Below are 23,248 nucleotides of genomic sequence, written 5' to 3'. Positions count from 1 at the left end.
TCGTTTGATTTTTTCAGGACGGAAGCCGATAAGCCGCGCGTTTCAAGATTTCTGTTTCGATGCATGTCGTTATCCCCAAGCTGCCGAACACCCTCGGGTCAGGCCCGCGGGCAAGCTTTGGACGACATGCATGAGTTTGGGAGACCGAGAGCCATGGCCGCCGACAAGAACGCATTCGTCTGGGATGATCCTTTCCTGATCGAGGACCAGCTTTCTGAAGACGAGCGCATGGTGCGCGATGGCGCCGCGGCGTTTGCCGCCGACAAGCTCGCTCCGAAGATCGAGGAAGCCTATCTCGAGGAAAAGACCGACGCCGGCATCTTCCGCGAGATGGGCGAGGCGGGTCTGCTCGGCATCACCATCCCCGAGGAATATGGCGGGCTCGGCGCCAACTACGTCACCTACGGGCTGGTCGCGCGGGAAGTGGAGCGGATCGACTCGGGCTATCGCTCGATGATGAGCGTGCAGTCGTCGCTGGTGATGTATCCGATCCATGCCTATGGCTCGGAAGAGCAGCGCAAGAAATACCTGCCGAAGCTGGCGTCAGGCGAATGGATCGGCTGCTTCGGCCTGACCGAACCTGATGCCGGTTCCGACCCGGGCGGCATGAAGACGCGGGCCGAAAAGACCGCGAGCGGCTACAGGATCTCCGGCTCGAAGATGTGGATTTCCAACGCGCCGATCGCCGACGTGTTCGTCGTCTGGGCAAAATCGGCCGCGCATGACAACGAGATTCGCGGCTTTGTCCTGGAAAAGGGCATGAACGGGCTGTCGGCGCCAAAGATCGGCGGCAAGCTGTCGCTGCGAGCCTCGATCACCGGCGAAGTGGTGATGGAAGGCGTCGAGGTCGGCGAGGATGCGCTGCTGCCCAATGTCTCGGGCCTGAAAGGACCGTTCGGCTGCCTCAACCGGGCGCGCTACGGCATCTCCTGGGGTGCCATGGGCGCGGCGGAGGATTGCTGGCACCGCGCCCGCCAATATGGCCTCGACCGCAAGCAGTTCGGCAAGCCGCTGGCCGGCACGCAGCTTTTCCAGAAGAAGCTCGCCGACATGCAGACCGAGATCGCGCTCGGCCTGCAGGGCAGCCTGCGCGTCGGGCGGCTGATGGATGAAGGCAAGATGGCGCCGGAGATGATCTCGCTCGTCAAGCGCAACAATTGCGGCAAGGCGCTCGACATCGCCCGCCAGGCCCGCGACATGCATGGCGGCAACGGCATCCAGATCGGCTACCACGTCATGCGCCACGCTCAGAACCTGGAAACCGTCAACACCTATGAGGGCACGCATGACGTGCATGCGCTGATCCTCGGACGGGCGCAGACCGGGTTGCAGGCGTTCTTTTAGCATTGGCAGGTGCCCCCCGCTTCCAGGGCAAAGCGAGAGATCGGGCAATTTTCGCCGACGGTGCCACATTTTGTTCTTGCTTTGTGCCGGCAGCTATGCTACTAATTTGGTTATGGTGCTAATTGGCACCGACTACCCGCCCGCCGAGGCGGGTTTTCTTTTCAGCTCTTTTGGACCAAGCATCGCGTATGCTGCCGATCATCGAAATCGGCGGAAAGCGCCCGGTGCTGACCCGCCGGCCTTCGGCTCTGCAGCGTTGCAACGTCTTGCCGCCACGCTGCGGAATCCCACGGTCGGCGCTCCGTTTGTGAGGCTGTGACAGCTGCTTAATTTAGGTGCAGCGCAACATCTCTGCTTGGAGAATGGTCAGCATTCGTGTCAGGGTTCAGCGAACTCCTTTTGAAACGCCGACTTCAGGGGCACCATGGCAATTCTGGCAGCCGTCTATCACCTGACCCACTACAAATACGACCGGCCGGTCGTCTTAGGCCCGCAAGTCATAAGGTTGCAGCCTGCGCCGCATTCCCGCACCAAAGTGCTCAGCCATTCGCTGAAGGTCGGGCCGGCAAATCACTTCGTCAATCTGCAGCAGGACCCCTACGGCAATTTCCTGGCCCGCTTCGTCTTCCCCGAGCCGGTGACGGAACTGAAGATCGAGGTCGATCTCGTTGCAGACATGACGGTCTACAATCCGTTCGATTTCTTCGTCGAGCCCTCGGCCGAGACGTTTCCGTTCGAATACCCCGAAGAGATCCGGGACGATCTGACCATCTACCGGACGCCGGAACCGGCGGGGCCGCTGTTGGAGGCATTCCTGAAAACCCTCGACCGCAGCCCGACCAACACCGTCAATTTCGTCGTCGATCTCAATGCGCGGCTGCAGCGCGAGATCGCCTATATCGTGCGCATGGAAACCGGCGTCTTCTCGCCCGAGGAAACGCTGGCGGCCGGCAAGGGGTCGTGCCGGGATTCGAGCTGGCTCCTGGTGCAGATACTGAGGAATCTCGGCATCGCCGCGCGCTTCGTCTCCGGCTATCTGATCCAGCTCAAGCCCGACCTCGTCGCGCTTGACGGGCCGCCCGGCACGGCGACCGATTTCACCGATCTTCATGCCTGGTGCGAGGTCTATCTGCCGGGCGCCGGCTGGATCGGCTTCGACCCGACCTCCGGCCTGCTCACCGGCGAAAGCCACGTGCCGCTCGCGGCAACGCCGCATTTCCGCAATGCCGCGCCGATCTCCGGCATGGCGAGCTTCGCCAATGTCGAGTTCGGCTTCGACATGCGGGTCGACCGCATCGCCGAACATCCGCGCATCACCAAGCCGTTCTCCGACGAGAGCTGGCAGGCGCTCGACGCGCTGGGCGCCCAGGTCGATGCAGCACTCCAGGCCGGCGACGTGCGGCTAACCATGGGCGGCGAGCCGACCTTCGTCTCGATCGACGATTTCGAGGCGGCCGAGTGGAACACCGCCGCCGTCGGGCCGACAAAACGCGAAAAGGCCGATGCGCTGATCCGCCGGCTGCGCGAACGCTTTGCGCCGGGCGGCTTCCTGCATTACGGACAGGGCAAATGGTACCCCGGCGAAAGCCTGCCGCGCTGGACCTTCTCGCTCTACTGGCGCACCGACGGCGAGCCGGTGTGGAGCGACCCGTCGCTAATCGCGCATGAAAAGAGCGAGGCGGATATCGGGCCGAAGCAGGCCGAAAGCCTGCTGACGGCGATTGCCGACGAACTCGGCATCGACAAGACGATGGTCAGCGAAGCCTATGAGGATCCGGCGGAATGGCTGCTCAAGGAAGGCAAGCTGCCGGACAACGTCGATCCTTCCAATTCGAAGCTGGAGGACCCGGAGGAGCGCAGCCGCATGGCGCGGGTGTTCGAACGCGGGCTGACCAAGCCGTCGGGCTATGTGCTGCCTGTCCAGCGCTGGAACAGCCAGGCGTCCGGACCGCGCTGGCGCTCGGAGAAGTGGAAGACGCGGCGCGGCAGGCTGTTCCTGGTGCCGGGAGATTCACCGGTCGGCTACCGCCTGCCGCTCGGCACGCTGCCTTATGTGCCGCCGGCGCAGTTCCCCTATATCGTGCCGGTCGATCCATCGCTGCCGCGCGGACCATTGCCGGCGCATGAGGCGATCTTGCCCGGTTCTGCTTCTCCGCCCGCTCCGGCCGAACTGGAAGGCGCCGACGAGATGGCGCGACGCCAGCAGGCGGTATCCTTCACGGCCGTTACAGGCCAGCAAGACCGCGTCGAACAGGAGATCACCGAGATCGGCGGCGCCGTGCGCACCGCACTTTCGGTCGAGCCGCGCGACGGACGGCTTTGTGTGTTCATGCCGCCAGTCGAGGCGCTGGAGGACTATCTCGAACTGGTCGCGGCGGCGGAGAACGCGGCAAGGGCGATCGGACTGCCGGTGCACATCGAGGGCTACGGCCCGCCGCACGATCCACGCCTCAACGTCATTCGTGTCGCACCCGATCCCGGCGTCATCGAGGTCAATATCCACCCCGCCGCGAATTGGCAGGACTGCGTGGCGACGACCACGGCGATCTACGAGGAGGCGCGGCAGACGCGGCTTGGCGCAGACAAGTTCATGATCGACGGCCGCCACACCGGCACCGGCGGCGGCAACCACGTCGTCGTCGGCGGCGCAACGCCCAATGACAGTCCGTTCCTGCGCCGCCCCGACCTGTTGAAGAGCCTGGTGCTGCAATGGCAGCGGCATCCGTCCCTGTCCTACCTGTTCTCCGGCCTGTTCATCGGCCCGACCAGCCAAGCGCCGCGCTTCGACGAGGCACGCCACGATTCGCTCTATGAACTCGAGAACGCGATGGCGCAGGTGCCGCATCCGGACAAGGGCGCGGCACCTCTGCCGTGGCTGGTCGACCGGCTGTTCCGCAACCTTCTGACCGACGTGACGGGCAATACCCACCGCTCGGAAATCTGCATCGACAAGCTGTTTTCGCCGGACGGGCCGACCGGCCGCCTCGGGCTGGTCGAATTCCGCGGCTTCGAGATGCCGCCCAACGCGCGCATGAGCCTGGCACAGCAATTGCTGGTGCGCGCCATCATCGCCCGGGCCTGGAAGAACCCGCTCGACGGCCGCTTCGTGCGCTGGGGCACCTCGCTGCACGACCGTTTCATGCTGCCGCATTATGTCTGGGCGGATTTTCTCGATGTGCTGGACGATCTCAAGCTGAACGGCTTTGCGTTCCGTCCGGAATGGTTCGATGCCCAGCTCGAATTCCGCTTCCCGTTCTGCGGCGAGGTCCAGCATGCCGGCATCAAGCTGGAACTCAGGCAGGCGCTTGAGCCGTGGCATGTCATGGGCGAGCAAGGCGCGATCGGCGGCACCGTGCGCTTTGTCGATTCCTCCGTCGAAAGGCTGCAGGTGAAGACCGAGGGGCTCAACCCGGAGCGTCACGCCGTCGTCTGCAACGGCCGCGTCGTGCCGATGAAGGTGACCGACAACCGCGAGATCGCGGTGGCCGGCGTACGCTTCAAGGCCTGGCAGCCGGCGTCGGGCCTGCATCCGGCGCTACCGGTTAACACGCCGCTGGTCTTCGACGTCTATGACCGCTGGTCGGGCCGCGCGGTCGGCGGCTGCGTCTATCATGTCGCGCATCCCGGCGGGCGCAGCTACGACACGTTCCCGGTCAACGGCAACGAAGCGGAGGCGCGGCGGCTCGCCCGCTTCGAGCCGCGTGGCCATACGCCGTCCAGCTATGTGCTGCGCAACGAAGAAGCCTCTGAAGATTTCCCGATGACCCTTGACCTTCGGCGGCCGCAAAGACTCTGATCAGCCATGGCGAAGGGGAATCACAGAAAGCTGCGAAGCAAGCCGCAGACCCACAGTCTGCTGGAGCACTACCAGCCGATCGACGGCGTCGTCGACGAGATGGTCGATGCGTCGGGCAATCCGCGGCCAGCCTGGCGCCACTTCATCGAGGCGCTGGAGGAACTGGGTCCGGAAAAGCTTGCGCAGCGCTTTGCCCGCGCCGACCAGTACCTGCGCGATGCCGGCGTCTATTACCGCGTCTACGACAAGGCCGGCGCCAATGAGCGGGAATGGCCGCTGGCGCATGTGCCGCTGCTGATCGAGGAGCAGGAATGGGCTGCCATCAGCGCCGGCCTGGTCCAGCGCGCCGATCTGTTCGAGGAGACCATCGCCGACATTTACGGGCCGAACCGGCTGGTCGAGAAAGGCATTCTGCCGGCCGGATTGATCGCGGCCAGCCCCGAATATTTGCGGCCGGTCGTCGGCACCAGGCCGGCCAGCGGCCATTTCCTGCATTTCTGCGCCTTCGAGCTCGGTCGTGGCCCGGACGGCCGCTGGTGGGTGCTTGGCGACCGCACACAGGCGCCGTCGGGCGCCGGCTTTGCGCTGGAGAACCGCGTCGCCACCACAAGGGCGTTGTCCGACATTTACGGCGAAATGCATGTGCATCGCCTGGCCGGCTTCTTCCGCCGCTTCCGCGATGCGCTGATCGGCATGGCCAAGCAAGCCGGCGGCCGTGTCGCCATCCTGACGCCGGGACCGCTGAACGAAACCTACTACGAACATGCCTATATCGCCCGCTATCTCGGCATCATGCTGCTCGAGGGCGAGGACCTGACCGTCTCGGGCGGCAGGCTGATGGTGCGCACGGTTTCGGGGCTGATGCCGGTGAGCGTCTTGTGGCGGCGGCTCGACGCCGCCTTCGCCGATCCGCTCGAATTGCGGCCGGACTCGCAGATCGGCACGCCGGGGCTGGTCGAAGCGGTTCGGCAAGGGGCGGTTTCGGCCGTCAATGCACTGGGCTCCGGCCTGATGGAGACACGCGCGCTGCTCGCCTTCCTGCCGAAGATCTCGCGCGCCCTGCGCAACGAGGAACTGCTGCTGCCGACCGTCGCGACATGGTGGTGCGGGCAGGAGGCGGAGCGCGAGCATGTGCTCGCCAATATCGACAGCATGGTGATCGGCCCCGCGCTGTCGACGCGGCTTGCCTTCGAGGACGACGGCTCGACCAAGCTCGGGTCGGCGCTGTCGGTCGAGGAACGGGCCGAACTGGTCGCCAGGATCGAACGGGACGGCGGCGACTTCGTCGGACAGGAAGCGGTGACGCTGTCGACGACGCCTGTCTATGTCGGCGGCTGGCTGGAGCCGCGGCCGGCAAGCCTGCGCGTCTATCTGGCGCGGACGCCGGAAGGCTGGACGGTGATGCCGGGCGGCTTTGCCCGTGTCGGCTTTTCGCTCGACCCGACGGCCATCGCCATGCAGCGCGGCGGCCAGGCGGCGGATGTGTGGGTGGTCAGCGACAGGCCGGTGGAGCGCGAGACGCTGCTGCCGCAGGAGCACGACAGCTTCACCCGAACCTTGCCGGGCAGCCTGCCCAGCCGCGCGGCTGAGAACCTGACATGGCTCGGCCGCTATATCGAGCGGTCGGAAGACACGGTGCGCATCCTGCGCGCCTACCATGTGCGGCTGGCCGAGACATCCGATCCCGAGATGCCGCTGCTCGCCGATATCAGCGACTATCTCGCGCCGTTCGGCATCGACGTCGAGACGGCAATTCCACTGGGGCTCATCGGCACGCTGGACAGCGCCGTCTACAGCGCCGGGCAGATCCGCGACCGCTTCTCGCCCGATGGCTGGCTGGCATTGAAGGATCTGTCGAAGACCATCCATCAATTTGCCGCGACAGTGGCGCCGGGCGACGACGCGACAAGGGCGATGACGGTCATCCTGCGCAAGCTGGCCGGGTTTTCCGGCCTGCTGCACGAAAACATGTACCGCTTTGCCGGCTGGCGTTTCTTGGAAATCGGCCGCAGGCTCGAACGCGGCATCCAGATCGCCCGCACGCTCGCCCGGCTGACCAGAGCCGAGGCGCCGGAAGGTGCGCTCGACATGATGCTGGAGATCGGCGACAGCGTCATGACCCACCGTCGGCAATATCCGGTGCAGGCGGGACGGCGCACGGTGGTCGATCTTCTGGCACTCGATCCGCTCAACCCGCGCTCAATCCTTTTCCAGCTCGAACGGCTGAGGGCCGAAATCGCGCTGCTGCCCGCTGTCGGCGCTGAAGGCCATATGTCGCCGGCGGCCAAGGAGATTCTGCAACTCAACACGTCGATCGCCATCAAGGAGCCCTCGGACATGACGGCCAAGGCCCTCGGCGATCTCGCCAATGAAATCGGCGGGCTCTACAACAGCCTCGCCAAAGCCTATTTCGGATAGAGACGGCATGCTCTACGACATCAGGCTTCACCTGCGTTACGATTATGATGCGGCGGCCGGCGGCGGCCGCCATCAGGTGCGTGTGCTGCCGCCGACCATCCCTGGCGTGCAGCGCGTCATCGCCGCTTCACTGTCTTTTGTGCCGGCGCCCAGCGAACGTTCCGACTTTTCCGATTTTTTCGGCAACAGTGTCACCTCGATCGCCTTTCGGGACGCGCATGATGCGCTCGACATCAGGATGAGCGCGCGTGTTTCGGTATCGCGGCCGGAACCCGGGCTCGACGTATCGCCGGATATACGCCGGCTGAGGGAAGAACTCGGCGCAGTGCACTCGCTGGCGCCAGCTTCGCCGCATCACTTTCTGGCCGCCAGCGATCATGCCGGCATCGACGCGGCAATCACTGCCTATGCCAAAGGCAGTGCCGGCAGTTCGACGGTCGGCACGGCCATGGCTCTGTGCAACCGCATTCACCGCGATTTCACCTATGACGGCGAGGCGACCACAGTGCAGACGCGGGCCAGCGACGCCTTCGGCCTGAGGCGCGGCGTCTGCCAGGATTTTTCCCACATCATGATCGCCGGCCTGCGCGGCCTAGGCATTCCCGCCGGTTATGTCAGCGGATTCCTGCGCACCATTCCGCCGCGCGGGAAGCCGCGGCTCGAAGGCGCCGACGCCATGCACGCCTGGGTCAAGGTGTGGTGCGGGCGCGATGCCGGCTGGCAGGAATTCGATCCAACCAATGGCATGCGGGCAAGCAACGACCATATCACGGTTGGCTATGGCCGCGACTACTCCGATGTGGCGCCGATCGTCGGCGTGCTGAAAACCACTGGTGGACAAGTCGGCGAGCAAGCGGTCGACGTCATTCCGGTCGTGCTCGAAAAGGCGTGAGGACGCACGTCTTCGCTGCACGGCGACGTCGATAGGCTGTCCTGGGACCAAGAGATCAAGAGGCGTTGGAACCTGCAGCCGGCAAGCGGCTTATCTACGGAAATTCCGTGGAGAGGACATGCTGGACAAATCCGGGTCGTCGTCTGGCCAATCGGCTGTGAGGAAAGCTGCACCAAGGAACGGGGTGCCGCAGAACGCAGCGCTGGAGAACGGCGCGCAAGCCTCGGCCGTTCGGGCCTCGCTCAACTATGTCACCGACACTGAACCCGGTATTCGCCGGCTGCGTTCGGGCAAGGGGTTCTCGTACAAAGGACCCGACGGGCGGATTGTCGACGGGGAGGCGCTGGCACGCATCAAGGCGCTTGCCATTCCACCGGCCTGGACGGATGTCTGGATCTCGCCAGATGCCGACGGTCACATCCAGGCGACCGGTCGGGACCAGCGCGGACGCAAACAATACCGCTATCATCAGCACTGGGCGGAGGAGCGTGACGGCGTCAAATATTCGAGCCTGATCGCCTTCGCCGAGAGCCTGCCCGAACTGCGGCGGCAGATCGACGCCGATCTGCGCCGTCACGGCCTGCCGCTGGAACGCGTCGTGGCGGCTATCGTCTGGCTGCTCGACAACACGATGATCCGTGTCGGCAATGCCGCCTATGCCCGCGACAACAAGAGTTTTGGGCTGACCACGCTGCGCGACCGCCATGTCGACATCAAGGGCTCGAGCCTGCGCTTCGCCTTCATCGGCAAATCCGGCAAGGAATGGAGATTGAAGCTTGTCGATCGCCGGATTGCCAAGGTCGTCCGGGGAGCGCAGGACCTGCCGGGCCAAAAACTGTTCCAGTATCTCGACGAGGATGGAAACAGGCGTCCGGTGCGCTCAGACGACGTCAACCGCTATATCAGGGAGAACGCCGGAGCGGAGTTCAGCTCCAAGCATTTCAGAACCTGGGGCGGCACCATCCATGCGGCGTCGCTGTTTGCGCAAACCGAACGTCCGGAAAGCCAGGCGCAGCAAAAAAGGGCGATGAACAGCATCATCGACAAGGTTGCCGAGCGGCTTGGCAACACACGCGCGGTTTGTCGCCAATGCTACATCCATCCGGAAGTGTTCCGCGCCTGGTCCGAAGGACGGCTGCTCGACGAAATGGCGGATGCCAACAAAGGCCAGCGCTCGATCGCCGGGCTCGACGACGAGGAGGCCTTGGTCTTGAGATGGCTGAAGGCGAGGGAATGACGCCGGACGGAGCGTATTTTTTTGTCGACGCCATGTCGGCATCGGTCCTAGTGTTTCGTCCTTTGATAAAGAAAAGGACGACCCATGCTCTACGCGATCCTCTGCTATGCCTCTGAAGACGTCGTCTGCTCCTGGAGCAAGGAGCAGGACGATGCCGTCATGGAAAAGCTTATCGGCGTGCAGGAAAAATATGCCCAGGCGGGCCGCCTTGGCCCAGTGGCGCGGCTCTTGCCGACGACCGCGGCGACGACGCTGAGGAAGGTCAAGGGCGAATCGATCGTCATCGACGGCCCGTTTGCCGAAACCAAGGAACAGTTCCTCGGCTTCTACACGCTCGAATGCGCCGACCTCGATGAGGCCGTCGACTTCGCGCGCGAGCTTTCCGAGGTCAACCCGAGCGGCGGCTCCTATGAAATCCGGCCGGTCTCGCTCTTCAATCCCGCCAAGGTTTCCGCATGACCGAACTCGCCTGGATCAGCACGGCAATCAGCACCGCTCGCCCGCAGGTGATGGGGGCATTGCTGCGCTACTTCCGCGACCTCGACGCGGCGGAGGAAGCATTCCAGGACGCCTGCCTGAGGGCACTGAACAACTGGCCGAAAAACGGTCCGCCGCGCGATCCGGCAGCCTGGCTGATCTTCGTCGGCCGCAACAGCGGCATCGATGCGGTGCGCAAGCGCGCCAAGCAGGCGCCGCTGCCGGAGGAAGACCAGATCTCCGATCTGGAAGATGCCGAGAGCGACGTCGCCGAGCGGCTGGACGGGGCGCATTACCGCGACGATATTTTGCGGCTGCTGTTTATCTGCTGCCATCCCGACCTGCCGGCCACACAGCAGATCGCGGTGGCGTTGCGCATCGTCTCCGGCCTGACGGTCAAGCAGATCGCCCGCGCCTTCCTCGTCGGTGAAAGCGCCATGGAGCAGCGTATCACGCGCGCCAAGGCGCGTATCGCCGACGCCGGGGTGCCGTTCGAGACGCCGGGAGCGGTCGAGCGCTCCGAACGGCTCGCCGCCGTCGCCGCCATGGTCTACCTGATCTTCAACGAAGGTTATTCCAGCAACAGCGGCGAGGCTGCGGCGCGTGCGCCGCTTTGCGAAGAGGCGATCCGGCTGGCCCGCCTGCTGCTCAGGCTGTTCCAGACCGAGCCGGAGATCATGGGGCTGACGGCGCTGTTGCTGCTGCAGCATGCACGCTCGCCTGCCCGCTTCGACGAGAACGGCGAGATCGTGCTGCTCGAGGATCAGGACCGCAGCCTGTGGAGCCGCAAGATGATCGATGAGGGCCTGGCGCTGGTCGACAAGGCGTTGCGCCATCGCAAGCCCGGTCCCTACCAGGTGCAAGCGGCGATCGCCGCACTGCATGCGCGGGCGGAAAAGCCCGAGGACACGGACTGGAACGAGATCGACCTGCTCTACGGCCTGCTCGAGCAGATGCAGCCGTCGCCGGTGGTGACGCTCAACCGCGCCGTCGCGGTCTCCAAGGTGCGTGGACCGGAAGCCGCACTCGCCATGATCGAGCCGCTGGAGGGAAGGCTTTCCGGCTATTTCCATTTCTTCGGCCTCAAGGGCGGACTGCTGATGCAGCTTGGCCGCGGCGAGGAGGCGCGCGTCGCTTTCGACCGCGCCATCGCGCTTGCCAATACGGCCGCCGAGGCAGCGCATATCCGCATGCATATCGACCGGCTGATGAAAGAAAGTGCCGTGCGGGAAACCGCCAAGACGGCACACTAGAGCGCTTCACGTTTCACAGAAACGGTGAAGCGCTCTATCTCTTTGTTTTGACGCAATTCCGGACGGAAAACCGTTCACACTTTTCCTGGAATTGCTCTAATTCGCTCTATCTGGCTGGTTCAACAGTCGGACGCCGGCTTGGACCATGCCGGGGTGGCGATTTCTCCCTGAAACGCGTAATGCCACGCCATGACAGCGCCTGGTGTGCCGGCCGGCAGGAAACCGGTATGGCGAAAAGCTTGGACCGACGCCATATGAGCCACGGGATCTGAAAGGGACGAAACGAAATGACGATTGCGAAGGAAACGGCCGGGCTTCTGGCGAAACTGGGCGTTGCCGAGGGCGCGCTTACGGGCGGCGACCTCATCGTGCGCAGCCCGGTGACCGGCGAGCAGATCGCCGCGCTGAAGACCATCTCGCCGGCCGATGCGACGACGACCATCGACAATGCGCACAAGGCTTTCCTGGCGTGGCGGCAAGTGCCGGGGCCCAAGCGTGGCGAGCTGGTACGGCTGCTCGGCGAGGAATTGCGCGCGCACAAGGCCGAGCTTGGCCGGTTGGTATCGATCGAAGTCGGCAAGATCCCGTCCGAGGGTCTTGGCGAAGTGCAGGAGATGATCGACATCTGCGATTTCGCCGTCGGCCTCTCCCGGCAGTTGTACGGCTTGACGATCGCCACCGAGCGCCCCGGTCATCGCATGATGGAAACCTGGCATCCGCTCGGCGTCGTCGGCGTCATCTCGGCTTTCAATTTCCCGGTCGCGGTGTGGTCGTGGAACGCGGCACTTGCGCTGGTCTGCGGCGACGCGGTGGTGTGGAAGCCGTCCGAGAAGACACCGCTGACGGCGCTCGCCTGCGAAGCGATCTTCAAGCGTGCAGCAGAACGTTTCGGCGATGCGCCGAAGGGGCTGGCGCCGGTTCTGATCGGCGATCGCGCCGTCGGCGAGATTCTAGTCGATCATCCCAGGGTGCCGCTGGTCTCGGCGACCGGCTCGACGCGCATGGGCAGGGACGTCGGACCGCGGCTGGCGAAGCGCTTTGCCCGTGCCGTGCTGGAGCTCGGCGGCAACAATGCCGGCATCGTCTGCCCGACGGCCGATCTGGACATGGCGCTCCGCGCCATCGCCTTCGGCGCCATGGGCACGGCCGGCCAGCGCTGCACGACGCTCAGGCGCCTGTTCGTGCATGAGAGCGTCTATGATGCTTTGCTGCCGCGGTTAAGGAAGGCCTATGAAAGCGTCTCGGTGGGCAATCCGCTGGAGACAAGCGCTCTGGTCGGCCCGCTGATCGACAAGGCTGCCTACGAGAATATGCAGAAGGCGCTGGAGGAGGCGGCTTCGCATGGCGGTAAGATAACCGGTGGAATGCGGGTCGAGAACGGCCATCCCGAGGCCTACTATGTGCGTCCGGCGCTGGTCGAAATGCCGCGGCAGGTTTCGCCGGTGACGGAGGAGACCTTCGCGCCCATCCTCTATGTGATGAAATATACGGACTTCGACGCCGTGCTGGAAGAACACAATGCGGTGGGAGCGGGGCTGTCATCGTCGATCTTTACCCGCGACCTGCAGGAATCCGAGCGCTTTCTTAGCGTCGACGGATCGGACTGCGGTATCGCCAACGTCAATATCGGCACGTCAGGGGCCGAGATCGGCGGTGCCTTCGGTGGCGAGAAGGAGACCGGCGGCGGCCGCGAGAGCGGCTCCGATGCCTGGAAGGCTTATATGCGGCGTGCCACCAATACGGTGAACTACTCCAAGGCGCTGCCGCTTGCGCAGGGCGTGTCGTTCGACATCGATTGAAATGCCGGACCTTCGTCGCGGTGGCGCCAACACCGCGACGAAGGCGTTCGACTCGCTGTTCAGCTGGCTTCGGAAGTTACAACACAATCGTCGAAGGCTGCATCGATGATGGCGAGCTTGACCGCTTGGGCGGTCATGTATTCCTGATAGAACTCGCTCGACACCCACATGACCGAATGACCGCGCTGGCCCAGCCAGCCGATGCTGCCGAGTTCCTCGGCATCGCGCAATTTGCGCGACAGGTGAGTCCGGGAAAGCTTGAGCCAGTTCGCGAAATCCCCGATTGAGACGACACCGGTCGGAATTCGGTCCAGGTCGGCATGATCGGGATCGACGCCGGACATCAGCCAATCCATGACGATGCCGCCATTGTCGAGCCAGGTGAACAAGGAAAAAGTCTGTCTTGGCTCGCGCACGGCATGCGACGAAAGCAGGCCGTCGGCCACCAATGGCTGCAATTTGGCGAGCACGTCCGGTTGTGCGACGAATGCAGCCAGTCGAGATCCACCGTCCAGGCTGTCCAGCGTTTTCAGATGGGCCATGACCCAGCCGGCAATCGTCTCCAGAGTGCCCGCGGCCGGCTCAAACGGGCGGATGCGCCCGTATTTAATCGGCAGATGCCGGATGAAGCCGTAATGCAGCATCTCCTTCAGGAAGGCGTCGGCGGTGTTGCGGCTGGCCACCGAATGCCGGCAGGTATCGTCCATGAACCGTGCGGACGTAAGTCCCTTGCGATGATCGTCCGGCTCTCGATCGAAATACAGGGCAAGGCCGATATGGGCCATCAGCCAACGTTGTTGGGTGGCGAATACGGAGGCCAGCCGCGGGTTCGCTTCATAGGTCTGGAGCAGCGTTCGCGACTGAGCCTGGACATGCCGACGCAATGCCGGATGGCTGGCAATGTCTTCAGAAACCAGCGCCATCCCCGCCGAGCCCAACCAAATTTGCAACTGGAAATACCGGTGACAATTTCAGCCTTCGCGGACCGTGTCCAGAGCCGACGTATCAGGATACCAGCTGAATCCCGCCGGTTGGCAGCTGAATTCCTCGACTGGGGTCGCCGAGGACCTGATCTCGCGAGGCGCTGATCTTGCCGCACGAGACTAGCCTGCTCGAAGCCATAATGGTGGCTTCGCCTGGCCAGCCGGCGTTCCCCGACGGCGACGCGGAACCAACACCAGTTTTGCTCGTTGAAGAACGCTGATTGGACCGAGACAGTGAGGAACTACAAAATGGAGAATGGCCTTTTCGCCACGCCGCCCGCAGCTTTCCGGCAAACAGCGTCGGTCTGGCCGCGTGCGCTCAAGTGGCTGTTGCGCCGGGTGCGCAGCGCCTCCGACAGCTCGGGAACCATGTTGAAGCCAATCCTGTCCGAACCCGAGGATGATAGCGGGCCTACTCCGCCTCGGCGCGCCTGAGGGTGACCGCGCTGCGATCTTGACGTCAAAAATGACCGCCCACATGTCTTTTTGGCACTGTGGCCGCAGCCGACGGCCATGAGCTCTTGGAAGGCCTGCCACGGCGGCGCGTCCCACCTGATGCGGAAGGCAAGAGCGGCAGTGGCGCGCAACGGCGGAACCATCGGGCATGCTTGGCTATTAGATACAGGCGGCTGCTGGTCTGCCGGGCCAGGAGCCTTTGCTTATGATCATCAATCCCCCACCGGAAAGCGCTATCCCGGCATCTGTCCCGTCGGTCGATCCAAAGGCCGCCCCGACGCTTCGCAATGCCGAAGCGGAGGTCTTTTATATCGAAGCGATCCGCGAGCTGGTCGCGACCGGCATCCCCTTTCTCGTCGCCGGCACCTATGCCGTAAGCGCCTATACCGGGATCACCCGCCAGACCAAGGATCTCGACATTTTCTGCAAGGCCGGCGACTGCCCGCGCATCCTCGCCCATTTCAAGCGGATCGGTTACGCCGTCGTCGTCGAGGACGACCGGTGGCTTGGCAAAGTGTTCAAGGGGACGCATTTTTTCGACGTCATTTTCGCCTCGATGAACGGCACAATGCCGGTCGACGACCAGTGGCTGGAGCACGCCCGTCAGGGCGAATTGCTGGGCAGCCAGGTGCGGATCATCGGTCCCACCGAGCTTGTCTGGTCCAAATGTTTCATCCAGGACCGCGGCCGCCACGATGGCGCCGACGTTTCGCACACCATCCTCAAGACGCACGACCAGATCGACTGGCAAAGGCTGCTTTCCTACATGGAAGTTCATTGGGAAGTCCTGCTGATGCATCTCTTGAACTTCCGATGGATCTATCCGTCGGAGCGGGGCCGCGTACCCGCCTGGCTGCTCGACGAGCTGCTTGACCGGCTGGCCAAGCAGCGCGAATTGCCACCTTCCCGGATGAAAATCTGCCGTGGGCGCATGCTTTCACGAACCGACTATGAGATCGACGTCAAGGACTGGGGCTTTGCCGACGTCGGCGGTGAAGGAGAACATAGCAATGGCTGACGAGCTCGAAACTGCTTCGGCAAAGGCGGAAAACGTCAGCGCACTCAAAGTCGCCGCCATTGGCGATCTGCATGTCGGCAAGGAAGACCAGGCCTCGTACCGCGATCTTTTCGGCGAGATGTCGCGTGAAGCCCAGGTTCTCGTGCTGACGGGTGACCTTACCAATCTCGGCAAGCCTCGGGAGGCCGAAATCCTTGCCGAGGAACTGCGTGCCTGCACGATCCCGGTCGTCGCCGTACTTGGCAACCACGACTATGAGTCAGGCGCCGTCGAGCAGGTCACCGACATCCTGCGCCAGGCGGGCGTTCACCTGCTCGACGGCGAGGCGACAGAGATTCACGAAGTCGGGTTCGTGGGGGTCAAGGGTTTCGTTGGCGGGTTTGGCTCGCGCATGCTCGGCTCCTTCGGCGAACCGGCGATCAAGTCGATGGTGGCGGAAAGCGTGAACGAAGCGATGCGGCTTGAAAACGCGATGCGACAGGTCCGCGCCAAACGCACGCTTGTCGTTCTGCACTACGCGCCTGTCGTCGAGACGGTCGAAGGCGAACCGCTGGAGATCTTCCCGTTTCTCGGTTCGTCACGCCTGGCCGAGACGATAGACCGGTTCCAGGTCAGCGCGGTGGTGCATGGTCATGCGCATCGCGGCGCCTACGAGGGCCGCACGCCGGGCGGAGCGCCGGTCTATAACGTTGCCATGCACGTCGCCAAGCCGACCGGCCGCCCCTACGCCATGCTCGAAATCTGACAGGCGGCGCCACTGGCGCAAGCAATCGTCAGTGCACACTGCAGAACGATCACGGCAATTGCCGGGTAACAGCCATCCGCTTCGGTGGAATGTCGTTTTCATCCGGGTTGGGAACGGGATCCTCGTCGGGGAGCCTGTCGGGGTCCGGCTCACGCACGGGCTTGGGATCGGGGATGGGAGGCGGTGGCACCGGGGTCGGTGTTGGCTCGGGTGTGGGAATAGTGGCCATCGTAGTCATCTCCTCTTGGCGCAGAACAACGCAACGGGTCAGCTGGTTCCCGGCTTCCTCGTTCTTGGAACCACAACGTCGCACTTGCCGGTCAGCCCATTTCGGGATTCGGCTGGCTGCCGCCCGACTTGCTTGACCGCAGCAGCAGCGCCAGCGGAACCAGCAGGGCGGTTGCCACCGCGCAGTAGCGGAAGACATCGACATAGGCGAGCAGCGTGGCCTGGCGGGCGATCAACTGACCAAGCCAGCCGATCGCCTGCTGCTTCGCCTCGACCATCGGCGAACCCTGGGCGACGAAATGATCGGTCGCCTGCCGAAGCGCCTGCTGATAGGCGGGCGACGATTGCACGGTGTGGCCGACCAGGTTCGATTGATGGATCTGGGAGCTTTGCGCAATGACGGTGTTGGACAGCGAGACGCCGATGCTGCCGCCGATATTGCGTGCAACGTTGATCAGCGCCGATGCCTGGTTGGTCTTCTGCGGGGGCAGGCCAACATAGGCCGCGGTCGAGATGGGAATGAACAGGAACGGCAGTCCGACCATCAGGAAAACACGGGCAAAGGCAAAGAAGCGGAAGCTGGCGTCCGGGGTAAGCGAGGTCATATGCCAAAGTGCCACTGCGACCACCGACATGCCCATCATGATCAGGTATTTAGGCTGCACGATGCTGCCTACAAATCCGGACACCGGCATCAAGATCAGCATGGCGATGCCGCCCGGCATCATCGAAAGGCCCGAGAGCGTCGCGGTGTAGGCAAATGTCGTCTGCTGCAGCTGCGGCACGATCTGGGTGGTGCTGAACAGGATTGCACCGACCGCCATCATGACCAGGAAGGCCGTGCCGAACTGGCGCGTGAACAATAGGCGCATGTCGACGACCGGATCGCTGCGACTGAGTTCCCATGGGATAAGCAGCAGGAACGCGATCGCGGAAATCACTGCGAAAGTGGTGATGAAATCCGAGGCGAACCAATCGTAGCGCTGGCCCCGATCGAGAAATATCTCCAGGCACCCCAAGGCTATCGCCACCAGGACGAAGCCGACCCCGTCGATCTTCAGGCCGCCTTTCAGCCGTTCCTTGCGTTCGCGTTCGAGGACGTCCGGTTCGACCACCAGCCATTGCACCAGGGCCAGCGACAGGATGCCGAACGGCACGTTGATGAAGAAGATCCAGTGCCAGGAGAAATGGTCTGTCAGCCAGCCGCCGATCGTCGGCCCGACCGTCGGTGCGACGATGACGGCAATGCCGTAAAGTGCGAAGGCTTGCGAGCGCTTTTCAGGCGGAAAGGTGTCGGCAAGGATCGATTGCTCGCTTGGCGCCATACCGCCGCCGCCGAGGCCCTGAAGGACCCTGAACAGGATGAGCAGTTCCAGGTTGGGCGCCAGTCCGCATAGCAGCGACGCGACGGTGAAGGTCGCCACGCAGAGCATGTAGTAGCGCTTGCGGCCGATGACGCTTGCCAGCCAGCCGCTGACTGGGATGACCACCGAGTTGGCAACGAGATAGGTGGTAATCACCCAGGTGCTTTCATCAATTCCGGCCACCAGGCTGCCGGCGATGTTGCGCAGGGCGACATTGGCGATCGAGGTGTCCAGCACCAGCATGAAAGTCGCGATGGAGACGACGATGGCGATAAGCCAGGGATTGCGTGTCCCGGCGGCGGATCGGCTTTCGCCCTGATTTCTGGCGGTTTCGCCGCTCATCGCACCTTGACCGTCGGCACCACCGACAGGCCTGGACCGAGAAGCACATCCGGCGGCTTGTCGAAGACGATCTTGACCGGCACGCGCTGCACCACCTTGACGTAATTGCCGGTGGCATTTTCAGCCGGCAGGAGGCTGAAGGCGGTGCCGCTGCCGGCCTGGATGCTGTCGACGCGGCCATGGAAGGATTTGTCCGGGTAGGCGTCGATGTCGATGTCGACCGGCTGTCCCTGCCGCATCAGGTCGAGCTGCGTCTCCTTGAAATTGGCCTTCACCCAGACCTCGTCGGGAACGAACATCATCAATACCTGGCCGGGTTGGGCGTAGGTTCCGTCAGCGGCCGAAATGCTCGTTGCCCGCCCGGCTGCGGGTGCTGTGATAGTCGTGCGCGACAGCGTCGTGCGGGCTTGCTCCTGGCTGGCCTTGGCCTGATCGAGCTGCGCCTCGGCGCTCCTGGCCTGTGCCTGCAAGACCGAAACCTGGCTTTTTGCCGAGGCGACATTGGCCTCGGCGCTGTCCAGCGCGGCCTGGTCCTGACGCAACGTCGATGCCGCCTGCTGCGCCTGCTGTTGCGTTGCCGTGCCCCTGGCCAGGAGTTCACGATTGCGTTGATCCTCGGCCTTGGCAAAATCCAGCGCTGCCTTGCCCTGTGCAACCTGCCTCTGGGCAGCGTTCACCTTTGCGTTTTGAGCCTCGATCTGGGCGGCGACATTGACGATTTCGGCCTCGGCCGCGGCGACGCCGGCGTCGGCCTGCTTCAGGTTTGCCTGATAGTCGCTGTCGTCGATACGCAGGAGGACATCGCCCGCCTGTACATGCTGATTGTCGGTAACCGCCAGCTCGGTAATGCGGCCGGCTATTTGAGCGCCGATCGTCACCGTGCGGGCGTCAATGAAGGCGTCGTCGGTCGATTCGTACTGGCGAGCGTTCAGCCACCAGATCGCGATGCCTGCCGCGACGAGCAACAGCGCAAGCGCGATGGCTGCAGCCGCATAGGGATGGCGCCTGGGAAAGCCGAGCAGACCGGCCTTTCGTTGCGAGGCGTTCCCGTCGGGTTTTTCCTGCCGGGGCTCTGCCGATCGCTCACGAGATTCTCGAACCGGAGCCGGTTGCTCCCGGGTTTCATTTACAGGCTCGACGTCTTGCTCGACGCGTTGAGGCTTCGTGTCCAATGGAATTGCTTTCAAGACTGATATTGCAGCCGCCGAAGCGGACGCAAAGCCAAACGGCAAGCTTCCGCAAAAGTTCCTGTCTGGAACCGGGTTCGGTTAACGGGTCGACATCGAACACAGGCGGGGGCGCGTTGGAATTCGAGCGCCGCTTCACCGGGCAGGTGATCCGTACGCCTCATGTTGCGGCGGTCCGGCCTTGTCAGCGCTCGACGGCGCGATAATTGCTCATATAGGCGTGGGCGAATTCACCTGTCGACAGGAGCCGACCATGAAACATCAAACACTCGACCAACTGCAGGCCGTCGCGGAAGTTGAGTCCTTCGCGGCGTATCCGGCGATGAGCCGAACCCAGCGGATTGAACGTTGGGCGGAACTTCTCGAACAAAACCCGACGCGATGCCTTGGGGCGCTTCCAGGCACCGAATATATGAACAGGGAAGCGCGCGACAGATCGCGTGGCGCTGGGACGCCGCTCACTGTCGCCTTCGAGGATCCGGTTCTGCGTGCCATGGGCCTCAGCGATGATACCTATGGTGAGGCAAAGCGCTTCTTCGAACTGAGCGACCGGCAGTTGCACCAAATCGTCTGCCATTGCCATGTCGGCGCTACGATGCAAGCGAGATGGGCCGCTGCCAGGGTGCGCGGGATAGTTCGCGGCAACAGATTTGTTGCCTGGATGAAGGGCTTGATCGTGCATTGACGCGGTACGAGGAACGGCGGAACACGCGTTCTTTCCGCGCCGTGGAGAGCGCTTCCGAACTTGGAAGGGCTCGTGCCCCGTCAGGCCGCGCAGATTGTGAAACTCCTCGACGCTTGGCTGCGCCTTGTCGCGGCCATGCGTCTGTCTTTGATGCGAGAATTTGGGTTGGCCTGCCGCAATTGAGGGCCATCGCCGGACGGGCGTTCGAGCGCCGTCCAGGCCTGCCTGCGCGGCTACTAACGACGAATGATCCTGCGATCGGGGAAGATCCTGCGACCTGGCTAAACTAGCGGTCGATTTCTCCGAACACGATGTCGAGCGAGCCGATGATCGCGGCAACGTCGGCGATCATATGGCCTCGGGACAGGAAATCCATCGCTTGCAGGTGGGCGAAGGAAGGTGCGCGGATCTTGCACCGGTAGGGAACATTGCCTCCGTCCGACACGAGGTAGACGCCGAACTCGCCCTTCGGCGCCTCGACGGCGGCATAGACTTCACCGCTCGGCACGCGAATGCCTTCGGTATAAAGTTTGAAGTGGTGGATCGTCGCTTCCATCGAGCGCTTCATCGTGGCGCGCGGCGGCGGCGTGATCTTGTGGTTCGGGATCGCAACCGGCCCCTGACCTTCTGGTGAGCGCAACTTTTCCAGACATTGCCGCATGATCCGGACCGACTGGCGCATTTCCTCCATGCGGACGAGATAGCGGTCGTAGCAGTCGCCATGCTTGCCGACCGGGATATCGAAATCCATCTCCGAATAGCATTCGTATGGCTGCGCCTTGCGCAGGTCCCAGGACGCGCCCGATCCGCGCACCATCACGCCGGAAAAGCCCCAGGCCCAGGCATCATCGAGGCCGATCACGCCGACATCGACATTGCGCTGCTTGAAAATGCGGTTCTCGGTCAACAGTTCGTCGAGATTGTCGCAGACCTTGAGGAACGGATCGCAGAACTTCCAGATGTCGTCGAGGAGTTCCGGCGGCAGATCCTGATGCACGCCGCCGACCCTGAAATAATTCGCGTGCATGCGGGCACCGGACGCGCGCTCATAAAAGACCATCAGCTTCTCGCGCTCGGCGAAACCCCAGAGCGGCGGCGTCAGCGCGCCGATGTCCATGGCTTGCGTGGTGACGTTGAGGAGGTGCGACAAGAGTCGGCCGATTTCGCAGAAAAGCACGCGGATGAGCTGCCCGCGTCTCGGAACCGATATTTCGAGGAGCTTCTCGGCAGCGAGACAGAATGCATGCTCCTGGTTCATCGGCGCGACGTAGTCGAGCCGGTCGAAATAGGGCAAGGCCTGCAGGTAGTTCTTGTACTCGATGAGCTTTTCGGTGCCGCGATGCAGCAGGCCGATATGGGGATCGGCGCGTTCCACGATCTCGCCGTCGAGTTCGAGCACCAGCCGCAGCACGCCGTGAGCGGAGGGATGTTGTGGCCCGAAATTGATGGTGAAGTTGCGAACTGCAGCCTCGGCCATGACAGTCCTCCGCGATCAGGCGGACTTCGGTTCCGTGCCGGAACCGGCTTGTCCGCTTTCAGCCGCTCACGTCGTCGTCTGGATGATCAGCGTGAGCGTGCCGTCGCCGTCGATATTGGCCGCCACGACCTGCGTGGAATTAAGCCCGTTCGCCGCCAGTGCCGATGCCGCCTGCGGCGATGCGTCGATCGAACTTTGCAGGATGCGCAAATCCTCGGCGCTGGTCTGGGTGACGACGGCCTCCGCCTGTGCCTTGATGTCAGGAGGCAGATCCTCCATCGCCACGATTGTCACTGCGGTGAAATTCTGGGCGGAGAAGGCTTGGTCAGGTGTAGCCTGGTCGGGTGTGGTCCCTTCGGGCGTGGCTTGCTCTGGCAGGGTTTGCGGCGCCGTCGGCGGGACAGGGGCAAGCTCTGGTCCCACGGATTGCGCATAGACCGGCGAGGCAAGGGCCAGTGCCGAAAGTGTGGCAATTGTCGTCGATAGGCGCATGGCCGTTCCTTCCGTTTGCTCAGCGGACGATCAATTCGGTGACGACAAAACCATCGTGTCGAAATATGGTTCCGTGACTGAGGTGCTGTCTTGTACTGAGTGCCGTCTGGCCGAAAGCCGTGATTGTCGCGGAAAGCAGGGCGCGAAATCCGGCGTTGGCTGTCTCAGGCAGCGGTGTGGCCGCGATCGGGCTGCGGCCAGCGCTGCAACGCCTCACGGCCCTGAGCGGTCAGTTCGTAGATCCCGCGATCGGTGCGTGCGAACCAGCGATACACATTGTGCAGCAGGATCTTGGGCGCGTTCGGCAGGTTGGGCTTCAAGTCACGCGGCCGTTTCGGGCCATCCGCGAGGGCTGCGGCGCATGCCAGTGCCTGCTGGCGATAGGCGGTCATGATCGGCGCACGCGAGCCGCCGCCGGCGACAGGATCGCCCTGCCGACGCCGATGTTCGTCAATTAGCTTCGAGCGACGCCGGGGATCGCGACGCGGAGCCAATGCCGTCGGGCTGAGCAGCACCTGAACCTCGCCGTTCGGTCGCACGCCAAGCAGGCCGAAGCCGAGGCGACGGCAGAGATTGCGGTATCTCACATCGCTCTCACGGCCCTTGCCACGCGCCGACATGCATGCCGCGAGCCAGACCTCGTCGCTCGCCGCCATACGGTCGACCCCTTGGAGGACCAGCTCAAGGTTGAACGTCAGCTTCAGCTCGCAGATGACGACGATCGGTGGAGAGTCGGCACTCAGCGCCAGCAGATCGCAGCCGCCGATCTCGCCCTTGACCATAAATCCAAGGCCTTCCAGGAAGGCCTTGACCGGGCTGTAGAGTGAAGTTTCGAGCATGGGCCTTTGTCGGCTGCGAATCATCCCGCCGGTCGGCAGTTCAGCGCGATGATCGCTCCTTGCCGTTGAACAGGAGGTAAACGACGGCCAAGAAGTGGTCAGAGCCGTGCCATGGCCGCTTGCCAATTTGGTATGCTGGTATAATGTGTACCTGAGGTAGCATGCTCCGCGTAGCTGCGCTGTGCTGGACATCCGGGCGCCCGAGACATCGTCCAT

At 63.4% G+C, this 23,248-nt stretch carries 18 protein-coding genes; 11 read left to right on the top strand and 7 right to left on the bottom strand.

Annotated elements, in window-relative coordinates; all coding sequences use genetic code 11:
- Positions 1–153 precede the first annotated feature (153 nt).
- The 8 genes from AC0L2X_RS07015 (at position 154) to amaB (ending at position 13,216) form a co-directional block, all read left to right on the top strand.
- Positions 154–1,344, top strand: coding sequence for an acyl-CoA dehydrogenase (locus tag AC0L2X_RS07015; protein ID WP_352454106.1), 1,191 nt, complete (start codon positions 154–156; stop codon positions 1,342–1,344).
- Positions 1,345–1,768: 424 nt separating this feature from the next.
- The gene (locus tag AC0L2X_RS07010) at positions 1,769–5,140 is read left to right on the top strand and encodes a transglutaminase family protein (RefSeq protein WP_473599489.1); all 3,372 of its coding nucleotides are present in this window, start codon (positions 1,769–1,771) and stop codon (positions 5,138–5,140) included.
- A gap of 6 nt (positions 5,141–5,146) precedes the next feature.
- A complete protein-coding gene (locus tag AC0L2X_RS07005; protein ID WP_473599488.1) occupies positions 5,147–7,558 on the top strand; it encodes a circularly permuted type 2 ATP-grasp protein in 2,412 nt (803 codons plus the stop codon).
- Positions 7,559–7,565: 7 nt separating this feature from the next.
- A complete protein-coding gene (locus AC0L2X_RS07000; protein ID WP_473599487.1) occupies positions 7,566–8,450 on the top strand; it encodes a transglutaminase family protein in 885 nt (294 codons plus the stop codon).
- A 118-nt stretch (positions 8,451–8,568) separates the two neighbouring features.
- Positions 8,569–9,687, top strand: a complete 1,119-nt coding sequence (locus AC0L2X_RS06995; protein WP_473599486.1) for a DNA topoisomerase IB — start codon at positions 8,569–8,571, stop codon at positions 9,685–9,687.
- Positions 9,688–9,771: 84 nt separating this feature from the next.
- Entirely contained in the window at positions 9,772–10,146 is a 375-nt protein-coding gene (locus tag AC0L2X_RS06990; protein ID WP_292663532.1) for a YciI family protein, read from the top strand.
- Entirely contained in the window at positions 10,143–11,417 is a 1,275-nt protein-coding gene (locus AC0L2X_RS06985; RefSeq protein WP_473599485.1) for an RNA polymerase sigma factor, read from the top strand. The genes AC0L2X_RS06990 and AC0L2X_RS06985 overlap by 4 nt, the downstream gene beginning before the upstream one ends.
- A 287-nt stretch (positions 11,418–11,704) precedes the next feature.
- The gene (amaB, locus tag AC0L2X_RS06980; RefSeq protein WP_473599483.1) at positions 11,705–13,216 is read left to right on the top strand and encodes an L-piperidine-6-carboxylate dehydrogenase; all 1,512 of its coding nucleotides are present in this window, start codon (positions 11,705–11,707) and stop codon (positions 13,214–13,216) included.
- A gap of 59 nt (positions 13,217–13,275) precedes the next feature.
- On the opposite strand, the gene AC0L2X_RS06975 is transcribed toward amaB, so the two are convergent.
- Positions 13,276–14,139, bottom strand: a complete 864-nt coding sequence (locus AC0L2X_RS06975; RefSeq protein WP_473599482.1) for a hypothetical protein — start codon at positions 14,137–14,139, stop codon at positions 13,276–13,278.
- Between the two features lie 721 nt (positions 14,140–14,860).
- Here AC0L2X_RS06975 and AC0L2X_RS06970 point away from each other — a divergent pair.
- On the top strand, positions 14,861–15,673 hold the full coding sequence (locus AC0L2X_RS06970; RefSeq protein WP_473599481.1) for a nucleotidyltransferase family protein: 813 nt from the start codon (positions 14,861–14,863) through the stop codon (positions 15,671–15,673).
- Entirely contained in the window at positions 15,666–16,418 is a 753-nt protein-coding gene (locus AC0L2X_RS06965; RefSeq protein ID WP_473599480.1) for a metallophosphoesterase family protein, read from the top strand. Before AC0L2X_RS06970 ends, AC0L2X_RS06965 begins: the two co-directional genes overlap by 8 nt.
- A 49-nt stretch (positions 16,419–16,467) precedes the next feature.
- Here AC0L2X_RS06965 and AC0L2X_RS06960 read toward each other — a convergent pair whose 3' ends face one another.
- The 3 genes from AC0L2X_RS06960 to AC0L2X_RS06950 all read right to left on the bottom strand — a co-directional run bounded on the left by AC0L2X_RS06960 (position 16,468) and on the right by AC0L2X_RS06950 (position 19,524).
- A complete protein-coding gene (locus AC0L2X_RS06960; protein WP_352664457.1) occupies positions 16,468–16,647 on the bottom strand; it encodes a hypothetical protein in 180 nt (59 codons plus the stop codon).
- Positions 16,648–16,738: 91 nt separating this feature from the next.
- Entirely contained in the window at positions 16,739–18,352 is a 1,614-nt protein-coding gene (locus AC0L2X_RS06955) for a DHA2 family efflux MFS transporter permease subunit (protein ID WP_473599479.1), read from the bottom strand.
- Positions 18,349–19,524, bottom strand: coding sequence for an HlyD family secretion protein (locus AC0L2X_RS06950; RefSeq protein WP_473599477.1), 1,176 nt, complete (start codon positions 19,522–19,524; stop codon positions 18,349–18,351). Before AC0L2X_RS06950 ends, AC0L2X_RS06955 begins: the two co-directional genes overlap by 4 nt.
- Before the next feature lie 268 nt (positions 19,525–19,792).
- Between AC0L2X_RS06950 and AC0L2X_RS06945 the strand changes: the two genes are divergently transcribed.
- Positions 19,793–20,224, top strand: a complete 432-nt coding sequence (locus AC0L2X_RS06945; RefSeq protein WP_352565160.1) for a hypothetical protein — start codon at positions 19,793–19,795, stop codon at positions 20,222–20,224.
- 286 nt (positions 20,225–20,510) lie between these two features.
- Here AC0L2X_RS06945 and AC0L2X_RS06940 read toward each other — a convergent pair whose 3' ends face one another.
- The 3 genes from AC0L2X_RS06940 to AC0L2X_RS06930 form a co-directional block, all read right to left on the bottom strand.
- Positions 20,511–21,701 (bottom strand): NADH-quinone oxidoreductase subunit D, encoded by a 1,191-nt coding sequence (locus AC0L2X_RS06940; protein ID WP_352564946.1) that lies wholly within the window; start codon positions 21,699–21,701, stop codon positions 20,511–20,513.
- Positions 21,702–21,767: 66 nt separating this feature from the next.
- Positions 21,768–22,193, bottom strand: a complete 426-nt coding sequence (locus AC0L2X_RS06935) for a hypothetical protein (protein WP_352448156.1) — start codon at positions 22,191–22,193, stop codon at positions 21,768–21,770.
- 164 nt (positions 22,194–22,357) lie between these two features.
- Entirely contained in the window at positions 22,358–23,032 is a 675-nt protein-coding gene (locus AC0L2X_RS06930; protein WP_352565162.1) for a DUF2161 domain-containing phosphodiesterase, read from the bottom strand.
- Positions 23,033–23,248: the final 216 nt, after the last annotated feature.

It is taken from the genome of Mesorhizobium sp. WSM4828 (assembly GCF_055811175.1).
This window is presented reverse-complemented; position numbering and strand designations above follow the sequence as displayed.

Bases quoted from the DNA above. Each gene is read 5' to 3' on its own strand.
- AC0L2X_RS07015 (WP_352454106.1), top strand. From the start codon at position 154: ATGGCCGCCGACAAGAACGCATTCGTCTGGGATGATCCTTTCCTGATC.
- AC0L2X_RS07010 (WP_473599489.1), top strand. From the start codon at position 1,769: ATGGCAATTCTGGCAGCCGTCTATCACCTGACCCACTACAAATACGAC.
- AC0L2X_RS07005 (WP_473599488.1), top strand. From the start codon at position 5,147: ATGGCGAAGGGGAATCACAGAAAGCTGCGAAGCAAGCCGCAGACCCAC.
- AC0L2X_RS07000 (WP_473599487.1), top strand. From the start codon at position 7,566: ATGCTCTACGACATCAGGCTTCACCTGCGTTACGATTATGATGCGGCG.
- AC0L2X_RS06995 (WP_473599486.1), top strand. From the start codon at position 8,569: ATGCTGGACAAATCCGGGTCGTCGTCTGGCCAATCGGCTGTGAGGAAA.
- AC0L2X_RS06990 (WP_292663532.1), top strand. From the start codon at position 9,772: ATGCTCTACGCGATCCTCTGCTATGCCTCTGAAGACGTCGTCTGCTCC.
- AC0L2X_RS06985 (WP_473599485.1), top strand. From the start codon at position 10,143: ATGACCGAACTCGCCTGGATCAGCACGGCAATCAGCACCGCTCGCCCG.
- amaB (WP_473599483.1), top strand. From the start codon at position 11,705: ATGACGATTGCGAAGGAAACGGCCGGGCTTCTGGCGAAACTGGGCGTT.
- AC0L2X_RS06975 (WP_473599482.1), bottom strand. From the start codon at position 14,139: ATGGCGCTGGTTTCTGAAGACATTGCCAGCCATCCGGCATTGCGTCGG.
- AC0L2X_RS06970 (WP_473599481.1), top strand. From the start codon at position 14,861: ATGATCATCAATCCCCCACCGGAAAGCGCTATCCCGGCATCTGTCCCG.
- AC0L2X_RS06965 (WP_473599480.1), top strand. From the start codon at position 15,666: ATGGCTGACGAGCTCGAAACTGCTTCGGCAAAGGCGGAAAACGTCAGC.
- AC0L2X_RS06960 (WP_352664457.1), bottom strand. From the start codon at position 16,647: ATGGCCACTATTCCCACACCCGAGCCAACACCGACCCCGGTGCCACCG.
- AC0L2X_RS06955 (WP_473599479.1), bottom strand. From the start codon at position 18,352: ATGAGCGGCGAAACCGCCAGAAATCAGGGCGAAAGCCGATCCGCCGCC.
- AC0L2X_RS06945 (WP_352565160.1), top strand. From the start codon at position 19,793: ATGAAACATCAAACACTCGACCAACTGCAGGCCGTCGCGGAAGTTGAG.
- AC0L2X_RS06940 (WP_352564946.1), bottom strand. From the start codon at position 21,701: ATGGCCGAGGCTGCAGTTCGCAACTTCACCATCAATTTCGGGCCACAA.
- AC0L2X_RS06935 (WP_352448156.1), bottom strand. From the start codon at position 22,193: ATGCGCCTATCGACGACAATTGCCACACTTTCGGCACTGGCCCTTGCC.
- AC0L2X_RS06930 (WP_352565162.1), bottom strand. From the start codon at position 23,032: ATGCTCGAAACTTCACTCTACAGCCCGGTCAAGGCCTTCCTGGAAGGC.